This window comes from Pseudomonas sp. ZL2 (genome assembly GCF_054788455.1).
In genome coordinates, this window is sequence record NZ_JBGOGX010000002.1 from 178,951 (window position 1) to 192,217 (window position 13,267).

Annotated in this window: 12 protein-coding genes and 2 pseudogenes; 7 read left to right on the forward strand and 7 right to left on the reverse strand. The window is 62.1% G+C overall.

From position 1 onward, the window contains the following. Window positions 1-123 precede the first annotated feature (123 nt). Complete coding sequence (dusA, locus tag ABM562_RS02175) at window positions 124-1,134, reverse strand: tRNA dihydrouridine(20/20a) synthase DusA (protein WP_258578120.1); 1,011 nt, start codon at window positions 1,132-1,134, stop codon at window positions 124-126. A 340-nt stretch (window positions 1,135-1,474) separates the two neighbouring features. Between dusA and ABM562_RS02180 the strand changes: the two genes are divergently transcribed. Then, the gene (locus tag ABM562_RS02180; RefSeq protein ID WP_460420655.1) at window positions 1,475-1,936 is read left to right on the forward strand and encodes a hypothetical protein; all 462 of its coding nucleotides are present in this window, start codon (window positions 1,475-1,477) and stop codon (window positions 1,934-1,936) included. A gap of 43 nt (window positions 1,937-1,979) precedes the next feature. Here ABM562_RS02180 and ABM562_RS02185 read toward each other — a convergent pair whose 3' ends face one another. After that, the gene (locus ABM562_RS02185) at window positions 1,980-2,426 is read right to left on the reverse strand and encodes an acetyltransferase (RefSeq protein WP_115086137.1); all 447 of its coding nucleotides are present in this window, start codon (window positions 2,424-2,426) and stop codon (window positions 1,980-1,982) included. A 583-nt stretch (window positions 2,427-3,009) separates the two neighbouring features. On the opposite strand from ABM562_RS02185, the gene ABM562_RS02190 reads away from it, so the two are divergent. From ABM562_RS02190 to ABM562_RS02205, 4 genes and pseudogenes are all read left to right on the forward strand, one after another. Next, window positions 3,010-3,966 (forward strand): LysR family transcriptional regulator, encoded by a 957-nt coding sequence (locus ABM562_RS02190; RefSeq protein ID WP_460420657.1) that lies wholly within the window; start codon window positions 3,010-3,012, stop codon window positions 3,964-3,966. 111 nt (window positions 3,967-4,077) lie between these two features. Continuing rightward, a pseudogene (locus ABM562_RS02195) lies at window positions 4,078-4,335 on the forward strand (PAS domain S-box protein); the annotation flags it as partial. A gap of 360 nt (window positions 4,336-4,695) precedes the next feature. Further along, window positions 4,696-5,643, forward strand: a pseudogene (locus ABM562_RS02200) (methyl-accepting chemotaxis protein); the annotation flags it as partial. A 9-nt stretch (window positions 5,644-5,652) separates the two neighbouring features. Then, complete coding sequence (locus tag ABM562_RS02205) at window positions 5,653-7,410, forward strand: putative bifunctional diguanylate cyclase/phosphodiesterase (RefSeq protein ID WP_460420659.1); 1,758 nt, start codon at window positions 5,653-5,655, stop codon at window positions 7,408-7,410. A gap of 96 nt (window positions 7,411-7,506) precedes the next feature. Here ABM562_RS02205 and arsH read toward each other — a convergent pair whose 3' ends face one another. The 3 genes from arsH to ABM562_RS02220 are packed head-to-tail and all read right to left on the reverse strand — an operon-like array spanning window position 7,507 to window position 9,037. Then, window positions 7,507-8,199 (reverse strand): arsenical resistance protein ArsH, encoded by a 693-nt coding sequence (gene arsH / locus ABM562_RS02210; protein WP_100782374.1) that lies wholly within the window; start codon window positions 8,197-8,199, stop codon window positions 7,507-7,509. An 11-nt stretch (window positions 8,200-8,210) separates the two neighbouring features. Next, complete coding sequence (locus ABM562_RS02215; RefSeq protein ID WP_115086142.1) at window positions 8,211-8,681, reverse strand: arsenate reductase ArsC; 471 nt, start codon at window positions 8,679-8,681, stop codon at window positions 8,211-8,213. Window positions 8,682-8,692: 11 nt separating this feature from the next. Then, complete coding sequence (locus ABM562_RS02220) at window positions 8,693-9,037, reverse strand: metalloregulator ArsR/SmtB family transcription factor (protein ID WP_134061929.1); 345 nt, start codon at window positions 9,035-9,037, stop codon at window positions 8,693-8,695. A 146-nt stretch (window positions 9,038-9,183) separates the two neighbouring features. On the opposite strand from ABM562_RS02220, the gene ABM562_RS02225 reads away from it, so the two are divergent. Continuing rightward, window positions 9,184-10,224 carry a DUF1176 domain-containing protein gene (locus ABM562_RS02225; protein WP_460420662.1) on the forward strand — a complete coding sequence of 347 codons (1,041 nt, stop codon included), beginning with the start codon at window positions 9,184-9,186 and terminating at the stop codon, window positions 10,222-10,224. A 131-nt stretch (window positions 10,225-10,355) separates the two neighbouring features. Here ABM562_RS02225 and ABM562_RS02230 read toward each other — a convergent pair whose 3' ends face one another. After that, complete coding sequence (locus ABM562_RS02230) at window positions 10,356-11,141, reverse strand: sulfite exporter TauE/SafE family protein (RefSeq protein WP_115086145.1); 786 nt, start codon at window positions 11,139-11,141, stop codon at window positions 10,356-10,358. Window positions 11,142-11,373: 232 nt separating this feature from the next. Beyond that, complete coding sequence (locus tag ABM562_RS02235) at window positions 11,374-11,997, reverse strand: helix-turn-helix domain-containing protein (RefSeq protein WP_460420665.1); 624 nt, start codon at window positions 11,995-11,997, stop codon at window positions 11,374-11,376. Window positions 11,998-12,118: 121 nt separating this feature from the next. On the opposite strand from ABM562_RS02235, the gene ABM562_RS02240 reads away from it, so the two are divergent. Continuing rightward, window positions 12,119-13,249 carry an NAD(P)/FAD-dependent oxidoreductase gene (locus ABM562_RS02240; protein ID WP_460420667.1) on the forward strand — a complete coding sequence of 377 codons (1,131 nt, stop codon included), beginning with the start codon at window positions 12,119-12,121 and terminating at the stop codon, window positions 13,247-13,249. Window positions 13,250-13,267: the final 18 nt, after the last annotated feature.

Consider the following 13,267-nt stretch of genomic DNA (forward strand, 5'->3'; position numbering starts at 1 on the left):
GCGTGCTCTGTCCTGTGCAATGGATCGACATTACCCGAGCGCTGCCAGCCGCTCAAGGGCTGGCTGGCAGGCGGGGCGAAGGGGATAAGCCTTCGAGTGCCGAACGGGCCACAGGTTCCGGAACTAACGCCCCTGCAGCAGCTCGCCGGCCTGGTCGAGCAGGGCCAGCGGGTCCTTGCTCTTGTGGATATCCACCGACAGCAACTGGCGGAACTTGCGCGCCCCCGGGAAGCCCTGGCCAAGGCCGAGAATATGGCGGGTGATGTGGTGCATGGCGCCGCCGGATGCCAGGTGCGCGGCAATGTAAGGACGCAATTTGGCCAGCGCCTCACTGCGGCTGATCACCGGCGCCGTGCTACCGAACAACTGCTGGTCGACCTCGGCCAGCAGGTACGGGTTGTGATAAGCCTCGCGGCCGAGCATCACCCCGTCGAAAATCTTCAAGTGCTCCTGGCATTCGGCCAGGGTCTTGATCCCGCCGTTGAGCACCAGTTCCAGGTCCGGGAAGTCGGCCTTCAACTGCGCGGCGACGTCATAACGCAGCGGTGGAATCTCGCGGTTCTCCTTCGGCGATAGGCCCTCGAGAATCGCGATCCGCGCATGCACGGTAAAACTGCGGCAACCGGCGTCGCGCACCTGGCCGACGAAATCGCACAGCTCGGCGTAGCTGTCGCGGCCATTGATACCGATGCGGTGCTTGACCGTTACCGGGATCTGCACCGCATCCTGCATCGCCTTCACGCAATCGCCGACCAGCGCCGGATGGCCCATCAGGCAGGCGCCGATCATATTGTTCTGCACCCGATCGCTCGGGCAGCCGACATTGAGGTTGACCTCGTCATAGCCTGCGGCCTCGGCCAGCTTGGCGCACGCGGCCAGGTCAGCCGGCACGCTGCCGCCCAACTGCAGGGCCAACGGATGCTCGGCCTCGTCATGGCGCAGGAACCGCTCGGCATCGCCGTGCAGCAAGGCACCGGTGGTGACCATTTCGGTGTAGAGCAGGGCGTTGCTGGAGAGCAGGCGCAGGAAGAACCGGCAATGGCGGTCGGTCCAGTCCATCATAGGTGCAACGCTGAAGCGGCGGGACGGCTCAGGGCGCGGGTTTGCTGGGGTTGAGGCGGATTCTAGGGGCATGTTCTACGACGCGTTTGCAGCGATTCAGGGGTGTTTTGCTCTGCGCGGTTTGTTACAGCTTGCCGGCGAGAAGCAAAAACAGGGGTGCATTAGTCTACCAAGAGTGCCGAGCGTTCGCTCGTAAGCAGGCTGCGACGAGAGGCAGAACTTCTTCGCCGGTAGCGCTGCACTGTTTTTCTGCCCCGCAGCCCGCGCCAGATTTTCGAATGGCGGCAGATGAACGGGCTTCACCAACAGCGAGCCGATAGCTTTTCGTACAGCCCCTAAACAGGACTCATGTAACCCGACAATACGCCGATACCGTGCAGCGCAAGGTCCATAAAAGGCAGGAGCCTGAACATTGTTCGAACACATCTGGCGCAGCATCCATTCCCCGGGCTACTTCCCCAGCGTACTGGAATGGATGATCGATATTCTCCTCAATCCGTTCATGGTGGTTATGTGTCTGATGGTCGGGGCGCTGGCCGGTAAAGGATGGCGAGCCATCCCCTACGGTAGCCTCACGTGTTATGTGGTATTCCTGAGCCGCTCGCCATTCTATCGGTGGGAAAGCATTTTCCCCGTAGCCGGGCTGCCCGCGCTATTGATTGATGGCGCACTATTGGCCCCGCTCGGCTTCTATTTGAAAGGCGTACTCAGAACCCGCTCAGCAGCAAGACCCGAAGGTCATTGGTTGCGCTGGCTATATCAAAGCCTGAAGGTTGTCATGCTGACAATCGTGGTGATGTTCTGGGTACTCGTTGTGCTGTTCATAGTGATCTTCACCGTCTCGGTCGCTACTCAACCGTCACTGGCGCACTGACCCAACGCCTGCTTGCAGTTTTCGTACAGAACCCAGGACCGTTTCAGGCCGTTGCAGCCGGCAAGCTCATGTGCAGCAACGGGAACGGTCGGCCTTCGCCATCCAGAGGGGAGCGGCCGGTTTGAACAAAACCGTAATGCAGATAAAACCCTACCGCCTGGGGATTTTGCTCGTTCACGTCAACGCTCATCGTATCGCGCGAACCGCGGGCGTAATCCAGTAGCGCTCGGCCAATGCCTTGCCCACGCAGGTCTGGATCAATGAAGAGCATTTCTACGTGCGTTTGATTGAGGCCAACAAAACCCAGTGGGCAGTCTTCAGTATCTACTGCAACCCATAACTCAACAGCGGGTAGGTAGACGTCGCGCAGTTGCGGGAGCAACGCGTCTATGTCGGACGCTTGCAGGAAGTGGTGAGTAGCGCGCACGGAGCGCAGCCAAATGTCGAGCAGTAGCGGGTAGTCGGCAGTATTAGCCTGACGAATGATCATAAAATCATCCTTGTACACTTGATATCGGAGTAGAGGTACGCCAGGGGAGGGCGACCGTATATGTGTCGGCAGCTGAATGACCGCTTCGCGAGTTAACGCCTGGGCGGTGCACGGCAGCGGTAGCCGAAAAGGAGGGGGTGAGAAAATTACTGGGGGCTTTTTGCTGTGTCAAGGGCAGCGTCAAGGCGCCCAACATTCGTTGAGCCAAGTAGCGATATTGAATTCTGCTGATATTCCAGGTTGTTATAGTTGTGTTCGTTATTTTTATTTCAACTTTAATCGCCCGCTTTATAGGCTGGTTGGAATAACAAAGCCGTCGCTGCCTTGCTGATGTCTGAAAGTATGTTATGCTCGGAAAATAACTCCCGCCGCACACCTTCTCCTTACCTGTTTTTCTCACCTAAATTGATGATCTACATCAGTTTTTCGCTCGCCTGCGCCCTCTATATTGAATTTAAAGGAATGAATAACTCTCCCCGCCACGCTGCGAAGTTTTGGTGTGAAAGTTTATAAAACAATAAGGAATCGCCCGTTAGGTTGAGTGCTGTTACGCAGTGCACTCGATCATCATCCGGTGTTACCCATGAAGTCGACCGTTGTCTCTGTTGCCCGCAAACTCAAACTCTATCAATTGGTGGTCTTCGACCAGGTGCTGCGCAGCGGCTCGCTGGTGGGCGCGGCCCAGGCGTTGAACCTGACCCAGCCGGCGGTGACCAAGATCATTCACGAAATGGAAGCCTTCCTCGGCGCCGCCTTGCTGGTGCGCGGCAACCGCGGGGTGCGCGCCACCGAGTTGGGCGGGGTGGTGGTGCGCCGGGCCCATGCCATGCTCACCGAACTGCGCAGCCTCACCGATGAGGTCAACGCCTACCACAGCGGCACCACCGGCCAGGTCATGGTCGGTTCGCTGACCTCGTCATCGGCCTTGCTGTTGCCGCATACCCTGCGCTTGCTCAAGGAGAGTGCGCCGGGGGTGCTGGTGACGGTGCGGGTCGGGCACATGGACCAGCTGTTCTCAAGCCTGCTGGCCGGTGAGCTGGATATTGTCGTCGGGCGCATCCCGGACGACTGGCGCTGGCATGAGTACGAGCCGCGGCTGAAGGTCGATGTGCTGTGCGAGGAGGGGTTGTGCATCGTCGCCGGCGCCGAACACCCGCTGCACGCCAGCGCTCGACCGGTGAGCCTGGCCGAGCTGCATCCGTTCCCGTGGATTCTGCCGCCGCGCAGCGGCCTGCTGCGGCGCACCGTCGACCGTCTGTTCGAGGAGCTGGACCTGGGTCCACCGGCCAATGTCATCGAATCGATTGCGGCCCTGACCAACTACGAACTGATGCAGGACCAACAGACCGTCGGCTTCTTCCCCCTGCAAACCACCCAGCAGTTGGCTCATGGCGGCAAGCTCAAGGCGTTCGACCTCGGCAAGCCATTGAGCTTCGGCCGTATCGGTTGCTTCTACTCGGCCAATCGCAACCTCGACCCGGCCAGCCGGCTGTTCCGCGAATGCCTGACCCTGGCCAACCGGCCCAATGCGCAAAATTAACCCGCTATTCCATATCGCTATAGCTGAAGCCGCTCTATTCATGAGGTATGGCTAATGGCCACACCTACAATGCGGGTACCGATTGATCCCGCAATAACGGATACCCAGCGCATGAGAAGCAATCTGCCGGTCACCCAGCAGGAAGTCATCTTCCAGAACGAACAGCGGCTGATTTCTGCCACCGACCTGCACGGCAACCTGACCTACTGCAATGATGAGCTGGTGGCCATCAGTGGCTTCAGCCGTGACGAACTGCTGGGCAGCCCGCACAATATCGTCCGTCACCCGGACATGCCGGAGGCGGTGTTTGCCCACATGTGGTCGTACCTCAAGGACGGCAAGAGCTGGATGGGCATCGTCAAGAACCGTTGCCGCAATGGCGATCACTATTGGGTTAGCGCCTATGTCACGCCGATCCTCGAAGGGGCCGTGGTGGTGGGCTACGAGTCGGTGCGGGTCAAGCCGCAGCGTGCCGATATCGAGCGCGCCGCCGCGCTCTATGAGCGTATGCGTACAGGCAAAAAAAACTGGAACCTGAAAGGCCTGGCACAGGTGTTGAAGGAACAGGCACTGGCGCCCGTGGCGCTGGGTGTGCCGGGCCTTGCCGCGGTGATCTACCTGGACACCTGGGCTGCCCTTGGCGTGCTGGCCTGTGGCTTTGTCGGCATGCAGGTGGCCGCCCACTGGAATCTGCAGCACAAGTTCGCCCTGGCCAGGCGCGCCACCGGCGACAGTTTCGACAGCGAGCTGATTGCCCGCACCTACACCGACGAGCAGGGCGCCGTAGCGCAGTTGATGATGGCGCTGATCAGCGAACAGGCCAAGGTGCGCACGGCCCTGAGCCGCTCAGGCGACTATGCGCAGAAGACTGAAAGCATGGCCGGCGAAAGCGGCAAGCTGGCCCAGGCCTCCGAGTCGTCGCTGCAACGCCAGCGCGATGAAACCGACATGGCAGCCACTGCCATGACCCAGATGGCCGCATCGATCTCCGAGGTGTCGACCCACATCCACGACACTGCCCGCGAAGCCGACGACGTCAACCAGCTGACTCGCGTAGGCTCCGAAGAGGCTGGCAAGACCCGTCTGGTGATCGAGAAACTGCAGGACACGGTGAACCAGATCAGCCAGTCGGTGGAGAACTTCGCCGACGAAACCCAGTCGATCCAGATCGCCTCGAACATGATTCGCCAGATCGCCGACCAGACCAACCTGCTGGCCCTCAATGCCGCCATTGAAGCGGCGCGGGCCGGCGAGCAGGGCCGTGGGTTTGCCGTGGTCGCCGATGAGGTACGGGCGCTGGCGTTCAAGACCCAGGAGTCGACCGAAACCATCCAGACCATCATCCAGTCGCTGCACAGCGCTGCCAACCAGGCGGTGGATATCGCCCGCCAGGGCAGTGACGAGGCCCATGCCGGTGTCGATCAGGTGATCGCCACCCAGAACGCTCTGGAAGGCATCGGCGTGGCGGTCGAGCATATCCACCAGATGACCGAGCAGATGGCCGCCGCCTCCGAGCAGCAGGCCCATGTCGCCGAAGACATCAGCCGGCAGATCACCACCATCGCCCAGGTCTCGGAGCAGAACGTCGATATCGCCGCCAGCTCCGCAACCATCGGCCGTGAGCTTGAGCACACGGCGCATGAGATGTATGCGCTGGTGGACCGGTTCAACCGCTAGGCCGCGATCATGACCCGAGAAGATTTCGACAAGCTCGCGGCCAACGCCGAGCGCGAGCTGACCAGCATTCCCTATGCGATTTTCGAAGCCGCCGCCGACGCTATTGTCATCACTGATGAGTGGGGGCGGGTGCAGGCAGTCAACGCGGCCGCGCAGAAACTATTCGGCTACAGTTTTGCCGAACTTGCCGGCGCGAATATTGCCCGGCTGATGCCCAGGGCCTACGCCGAGCGTCATGATCAGTGCCTGGCGTCCTACCGCGCCGGCGCCGGGCGCAAGCTCAATGGCCTGGTGCGCGAGCTGCTCGGCAAGCGCAAGGACGGTTCGTTGTTCGACCTGCACGTCAGTGTCGGCGAGCTGTTGCTAGGCGGCCGGCGGTTGCTGATCGGGGTCTGCTATGACATCAGTGAGCAGTTGCAGATGCATCGGCGCATCAACCACCTGGCCAGCTACGACACCCTGACCCATTGCATGAACCGCAGCGCCCTGCATGAGCGCCTGCAACAGGAGATCGCCCTGGCGGTAGCCCATGTGCAGCAACTGGTGCTGGTGTTCATCGACCTCGATGGATTGAAGAACATCAACGACAACCATGGCCATTACGTCGGTGACCGTGTGCTGGTCGGCGTCGCCGAGCGCTTTCGCCAGTGCCTGGCCGGCATGGGCCTGCTGGCCAGGGTCGGCGGTGACGAGTTTGTCGTGGTCGTGCGCCAGCCATTTGCCGAGCAGGGCGGCATGAGCCTGGCCACGCGCCTGTTCGACTGCCTGCAGGCACCGCTGCGGATCGATGGCATGGCCCTGACTGTGCGCGCGAGCCTCGGGGTCAGCACCTGCGCCAATTGCCCTGAGGGCGAAACGCCGGCGCCCGATCAACTGATCATCGATGCCGACTTTGCCATGTATCAGGCGAAGAAGGCCGGCGGTAGTCGCATCGCCTGTTTCAACCCGGCCATGCGCATCACCCAGCACCGCGAACAGCAGCGTCTGGAGCGCTTGCGCCAGGCTATCGAAACTCAGCAGCTGGAGCTGCATTACCAGCCGCAGTTCGGGCTGGCCGACCCGCAACGGATCACCGGGCTTGAGGCCTTGCTGCGCTGGAACGACGGGGCCAATGGCCCGGTGTCGCCCGAGGTGTTCATCCCCCTGGCCGAGCAGAACGGCCTGATGTCAGCGCTCAACGCCTGGGTGGTTACACGGGCATGTGCGGACAACCGTGCGCTGATCGAGGCCGGCCTGCTGGACGTACCGGTGGCGGTGAACATGAGTGGCTATTCGTTCATGCAGTGCGATTTTGTCGCCAAGCTTACGGCCATCCTCGAGCGCAGCGGCCTGCCGGCCAACCGCCTGGAAATCGAGGTGACCGAAACGGCCGCGCTCAAGGATATCGAGCAGGCCCGGCAGAACGTTTTGCTGTTGCAAGGTATGGGCGTGCGGGTGTCGATCGATGATTTCGGTACTGGCTATTCATCGCCCAGTACCTTGCGCGCCTTGCCGTTCGAGAAGCTCAAGATCGACCGGGTGTTCATCAGCGAGGTCCAGGGCAATCCGATTGACCAGGCCATCGTCAAAGGCTACCTGATGCTGGCCGAGAGCTTGAGGATCCAGGTGGTGGCCGAGGGTGTGGAGACCCGCGAGCAGCTGGATTACCTCAAGGCACAGGGGTGCAGTTTCGGTCAGGGTTTCTGGTTCTGCCGACCGTTGCCGATGGACAGGTTGCTGCAGTTTGTCATGGGGCGTGAGCGGGCCGGGTGTCGGCTGGTCAGATAGCTGTGGCAAGGCTTGTCTTGACTCGATCATCCCCTGCACAACGGCAATGAACTCACCTGGAAAAGGACTTCCCGACACCTTCCTGCAGGCCGCCGCTCAGATCGAACGCTGGCCAACCCGCTGTGACAACGCCTCTGCCGATTCCTTGCGTTCGGAGTAGCGGTCCACCAGGTAATCGCTACGCCCGCGCAGCAGCAGGGTGAACTTGACCAGCTCTTCCATCACGTCGACCACGCGGTCGTAGTAGGCCGAAGGTTTCATCCGGTCGTTACCGTCAAACTCCAGCCAGGCCTTGGGTACCGAGGACTGGTTGGGGATGGTGAACATGCGCATCCAGCGCCCCAGTACACGCAGCTGATTGACCACGTTGAACGACTGCGAGCCGCCACACACCTGCATCACCGCCAGGGTCTTGCCCTGGGTCGGGCGCACTGCACCCATGGCCAATGGCACCCAGTCGATCTGCGCCTTGAACACCGCCGACATGGCGCCATGACGCTCCGGCGAGCACCACACCTGGCCTTCGGACCATTGCATGAGTTCGCGCAGTTCGACGACCTTGGGATGGTTGTCGGGCGCGTCGTCAGGCAGGGGCAGGCCGCTGGGGTTGAAGATCCGCGTTTCGGCGCCGAAGTGTTCGAGCAGGCGCGCGGCTTCCTCGGTCAGCAGGCGGCTGAACGAGCGTTCGCGGGTCGAGCCATAGAGCAGCAGGATACGTGGTTTGTGTCCGTCATGTGCGGCGTTGGCCGGGATCAGGTCGAGATCGAGATTGGGTAGGTGGTCGCTCATTGGGGCTCCGTTTACAAAGTGCCGATGCGGTCGATTTCAGCCTGGAGCTGGTCGCGGCTCAGGCGCTCGAAGGGCAGGGAGAGGAAGGTTTTGCAGCGCAGCTCTATGTGCGCCAGGGAGGCGTCGAAGGCGGCATCGAGCTGGGCTTCGCTGCCATGGACTTCGGAAGGGTCTGCCAGGCCCCAGTGGGTTTTCAGTGCCGGGCCGAAGTACAGCGGACAGGCTTCGCCAGCGGCGTTGTCGCAAACGGTGATGACAATGTCCGGCGGGTTGTTGGCGAAGGCGTCGTTGCCTTTGCTGGTCAGGCCGCGGATGTCGATACCCGCGCGTTGCAGGGTCGACAGGCTGCGAGGATGCACCTGGCCCTTGGGAAAACTACCGGCGCTGACCGCTTCGAAACCGGCCGGAGCCAGGTGATTGAACAGCGCCTCGGACAGGATGCTGCGACAGCTATTGGCAGTGCACATGAACAGGACTCGCATGGGACAACTCCTTAGCAGCAGCTTGCACGGGCAGGGCGATCACCCATGCCGTCGAGACGGGTGCTGTCGGCGTCGAGCCACTGGCCATTGGCCTCAAGGGTCAGTTGCAGCACTTCCCTCACCCAGGCCGGCAGTTGCGGGTTGAGCCGGTAATACACCCACTGGCCCTGACGGCGGTCGAGCAACAGGCCGCAGGTGCGCAGTTGGGCCAAATGCCGGGAGATTTTCGGCTGGCTGTCGTCGAGCGCGCACATCAGCTCGCACACGCACAGCTCGCCTTCGCGAACGATCAGCAGCGTGGCGCGGGCGCGGGTTTCATCGGCCAGGCATTTGAACAGGGCGGCAGGGGTAAGCATCGAATCGACCCGAGGGTAATATGTGGAAAATCGAATATACGGATATCCGCATATATATGGCAAGCCCGATGTGCTAACCGGCCAGTAGCTCCCCGATCAGGATGCCCAGCGGTAGAATGCGCCGCTCACCTGAAACGGAATTCATCATGACCGCACCGCTGCATGCTGCCTTTCTCTCCCTGCTGGCCTTGCCTGGCGCTACCCAGGCCGCGCCCGCAGAACCGGTACCGCTGTACCAGCCCCTCAAGGACTGGGTGGTGGGCTGTGACAACACCCGCGAGTGCACGGCGCTGGCGGCCGATACCAGGGCCGACATGCCGCTTGGAGTCCAGGTGGTGCGAGGGGCTGGCAGCGATGGCCAACTGCAGGTGACGATTTACAGCAGGAGCTCGCTGGAGGGGCCGTTACAGCTCGATGGCAAGCCGCTGGCGCTACCGTTGAACGAGGCACAGGACAACGGCGTGGTTTACTGGCACGCCAGTGGCGAGCAGGCCATGACCCTGCTCAAGGCCTTGCGCAATGGTTCGCAGCTGACCTCGCAGAGCAATGATGGCCAGCTCGGCAGTTCTCTCAACGGTCTGAGTGCTTCGTTGTTGCTGATCGATTCGGTGCAGGGGCGGGTGGGGCATCGCAGTGCCTTCGTCCGCCCAGGTGTGGCGTCGGACAGCGCCGTGCCGCCAGCGCCGGCGCTGCCGAAGCTGGCGCCATTTGTACGCCCCGAACCGATGGGCGAAGCAGAGGCCAGGCGTATTACCGAGGTGGTCATGGCGGCCACCGCAGGCGACTGGCGCGATCCTGACGCGGACTGGACACCGGACAGCGCCCAGGCTTATGCCTTGAGCCGGGATACTGCGCTGGTCAGCTTTCGTTTCGGCTGCGGCGCCTACAACTGCGAGTATGTGCTGTACACCACTTCGCGGGCTCACCCCGAGCAGGCGAAGGCGTTGCAGTTCGAGAATATTGTCGGGCAGGAGCAGTGGGGCGATTTCGGTGGTTCGGTGGGTTATGACCCGGACACCGGCGTGCTCAGCAGTTTCATCCTGGCCCGAGGCATAGGCGATTGTGGTGTCGACCAGAGCTGGCGTTTCGATGGTGAGCGCATGCAACTGCGCTCGCTGGCGCGGATGGGCAGTTGCAGCGGCAGCTGGCCGGACAAGTGGCCGGTGCTGTGGCGCACGCAGGATTGAACCTTGGGGCTACGGCGTAGCCCATCGCCGGCAAGGCCGGCTCCCACAGGGGGTGATGTCGCCTGCTACCCCTGTGGGCGCTGGCCTTGCCATCGATCGAGTGCGTAGCACTCGTAGATCAAGCGACACACTCAGAACGCCAGCTTGTAGCCGATCATCAGCAGCATGCCCGCCAGGCAAGGGCGCAGGATGCTGTCGGAAATCCGTCCGGTCAGGTGGCTGCCCATGTAGATGCCCGGCAGCGAGCCCAGCAGCAGGTAGCCGAGCAGCGACCAGTCCATGTTGCCCATGCTCGCATGGCCCAGGCCTGCGACCAGGGTCAGTGGCACGGCGTGGGCGATTTCGGTGCCGACCAGGCGGCGGGTAACCAGGTAGGGGTAGAGCAGGAACAGCGCCACGGTCCCCAGGGCGCCAGCGCCGATGGAGGTCAGCGAGACCATGACGCCGAGCACCACACCGGTGGCTACGGTCAGCAGGTTGAGGCTGGTGCCGCTCAGGTGATAGCGGTCGCCGGCATGTTTGCTGGCGAATGCCTGGAGTTTGCTTTTGAACAGGATGGCCAGGGCAGTGAGGACCAGAACGACGGCCAGGCCTTGCTTGATGATGGCGTTGGCGGCCTGGGTGTCGGCGTCCAGGCTGGCGAGGAACCACAGGGTCAGGGCTGCGGCCGGGACGCTGCCGAGGGTCAGCCAGCCGGTGATTTTCCAGTCGATATTCTTGTTCTTGCCGTGGACCCAGACGCCGCTGGCTTTGGTGATGGCGGCGTAGAGCAGGTCGGTGCCTACGGCGGTGGCGGGGTTGATGCCGAACCACAGCAGGATCGGGGTCATCAGCGAGCCGCCGCCGACGCCGGTCATGCCGACGATGAATCCTACTACCAGGCCTGCAAGGGTAAAACCGAAAGAACCTACATCCATAAGTAACCTAAACGCCCAACGTGCCCGTGATCGGATGGCAGCCAGCATAAAGGTTTTTTTATAGCTAAATAGACTAGTTCGTTATTAGGTTATAACTGTGTTAGGTGTCGGGAGGGGGAAGACTCTCCGTTTGCCAGGGGACAGCTCCAGCAAAAATGCTTGCCCCACCAGGGCGCTACGCTGCTCTTGTGGGAGCGGGCTTGACCCGCGATGCGATATCACAGGCAGCGCATCACCGATCCGTCATCACCACCATCACATGCGCATCCCCGCCATCTTCCGTCTCCGACAGATAAATATGCCCGACATTGCTGTTGAAGTACGCCGTCTCCTGCGGGCCGATACTCACGGCTTCACCGGTTTCAAACACAATGCGCACGCGCCCGCTGAGCACCAGGGCAAATTCCTGCCCCGGGTGGCGGATGAATTCATCGAACTGTTGCCGCTCGCGGGCGATGATCCGCGCATACATTGGCGTCATCAGCCGCTCGGGAAATTCCCCGGCGATCGGGTGGTAGTCGTAGGTCCCAGTGCTGTAGCCGGGCGCTGTGGGCAGGGAGTTGACCACCACCGTGGTCGGCACCGGCAGATCGCTTACGCCTGAAGCGCGAAACAGCTGGGCAATATCAACCTTCAGCGCCCGCGCCGCCGCCGCCAGTTTCTCGTAGCTCACCGAGACCTGGGCCAGTTCCATTTTCGACAGGGTCGACACCGGTACCCCGGACAGCGCTGACAGTTGCTTGAGCGTCAGTTGCTGGGCCTTGCGCACGCTACGCAGGCGCGCTCCGACTTCGGCGCGGTCAATCAGTGGCAGCGCACCAGGGCGGTCGTCGGCAGGGGAGCGGTCGGCACTCATCAAGCATCTCGGTCAGACAAAACGGACCCGCATCTTACCGTGGCGGCTTGCATAATTCGAAATTCTCATATATTAGAATTCTCACAAATGATAATTTCACTGCGCAGGCGATTGCACGGCTATGACAGAGACCTTCGATATCGTGATCATCGGCGCCGGTATTGCCGGCGCTTCATTGGGCTATCGCCTGGCTGACGGACAACGGGTGCTGATGCTCGAGCGCGAAGCCCAGGCCGGTTACCACTCCACAGGGCGCTCGGCCGCGATGTTCATGGAGGCTTATGGCACGCCGCAGATCCAGGCGCTGACCCGGGCCAGCCGGGCCTTCTATGAGTCGCCGCCGCCAGGCTTCTGCGAGCATGCGCTGCTGGAGCGGCGCGGCTGCCTGTATGTGGCGACGCTGGAGCAACAGGCGCTGCTCGACAGCACCTATGCCCAAAGCCTGGCCAACGGCACCGAGGTCACCTTGCTCGACCGCGATGGGGCGCTGGCGCTGGTGCCGAGCCTGCGTGCCGAGGTATTGGCCGGAGCAGTGCTGGAGCCCGGTGCCATGGACCTGGATGTGCATGCGCTGCACCAGGGCTTTCTGCGCGGTTACCGCCAGGCCGGCGGCCAGTTGCGGTGCAACGCCGAGGTGGTGGAGGGCCGCTATCACGAGGGCCACTGGCACCTGAGCCTGGCCGACGGCAGCGGCATTCAGGCCCGCCAGGTGGTCAATGCCGCGGGCGCCTGGGCCGATCGCATCGCTGCGGTCTGTGGTATCCAGCCCGTCGGCCTGCAGCCGTGCCGACGCTCGGCGTTTACCTTCGAAGGCCCGCAGGACCAGGCCTTCAGCCGATGGCCAGCGGTGATCGGCGTCGATGAAAGCTTTTATTTCAAACCCGATGCCGGGCAGTTGCTCGGCTCGCCGGCCAACGCCGACCCGGTCGAGCCCCAGGACGTGATGCCCGAAGAGCTCGACGTGGCCATCGGCATCTACAACATCGAAGCCATCACCACCCTGGCGATTCGCCGGCCCAGCCATACCTGGGCCGGGCTGCGTTCGTTCGTTGCCGATGGCGACCTGGTGATCGGCCGCGACCCGCAGAATCCGGCGTTTTTCTGGCTGGCGGCGCAAGGCGGTTACGGTATCCAGTCCGCCGCTGGCGCTTCGCAACTGGCGTGCGCGCTGCTGCTTGAGCAGCCGCTTGCAGCAACCTTGAGCGCCGAAGGGGTCGAGCCGCAACGCTTGTCCCCGGCGCGCTTTCGTTAACCCCCGAAGGAGATTTCC

Bases quoted from the DNA above. Each gene is read 5' to 3' on its own strand.
- dusA (WP_258578120.1), bottom strand. From the start codon at position 1,134: ATGCCCCTAGAATCCGCCTCAACCCCAGCAAACCCGCGCCCTGAGCCG.
- ABM562_RS02185 (WP_115086137.1), bottom strand. From the start codon at position 2,426: ATGATCATTCGTCAGGCTAATACTGCCGACTACCCGCTACTGCTCGAC.
- ABM562_RS02190 (WP_460420657.1), top strand. From the start codon at position 3,010: ATGAAGTCGACCGTTGTCTCTGTTGCCCGCAAACTCAAACTCTATCAA.
- ABM562_RS02205 (WP_460420659.1), top strand. From the start codon at position 5,653: ATGACCCGAGAAGATTTCGACAAGCTCGCGGCCAACGCCGAGCGCGAG.
- arsH (WP_100782374.1), bottom strand. From the start codon at position 8,199: ATGAGCGACCACCTACCCAATCTCGATCTCGACCTGATCCCGGCCAAC.
- ABM562_RS02215 (WP_115086142.1), bottom strand. From the start codon at position 8,681: ATGCGAGTCCTGTTCATGTGCACTGCCAATAGCTGTCGCAGCATCCTG.
- ABM562_RS02220 (WP_134061929.1), bottom strand. From the start codon at position 9,037: ATGCTTACCCCTGCCGCCCTGTTCAAATGCCTGGCCGATGAAACCCGC.
- ABM562_RS02225 (WP_460420662.1), top strand. From the start codon at position 9,184: ATGACCGCACCGCTGCATGCTGCCTTTCTCTCCCTGCTGGCCTTGCCT.
- ABM562_RS02230 (WP_115086145.1), bottom strand. From the start codon at position 11,141: ATGGATGTAGGTTCTTTCGGTTTTACCCTTGCAGGCCTGGTAGTAGGA.
- ABM562_RS02235 (WP_460420665.1), bottom strand. From the start codon at position 11,997: ATGAGTGCCGACCGCTCCCCTGCCGACGACCGCCCTGGTGCGCTGCCA.
- ABM562_RS02240 (WP_460420667.1), top strand. From the start codon at position 12,119: ATGACAGAGACCTTCGATATCGTGATCATCGGCGCCGGTATTGCCGGC.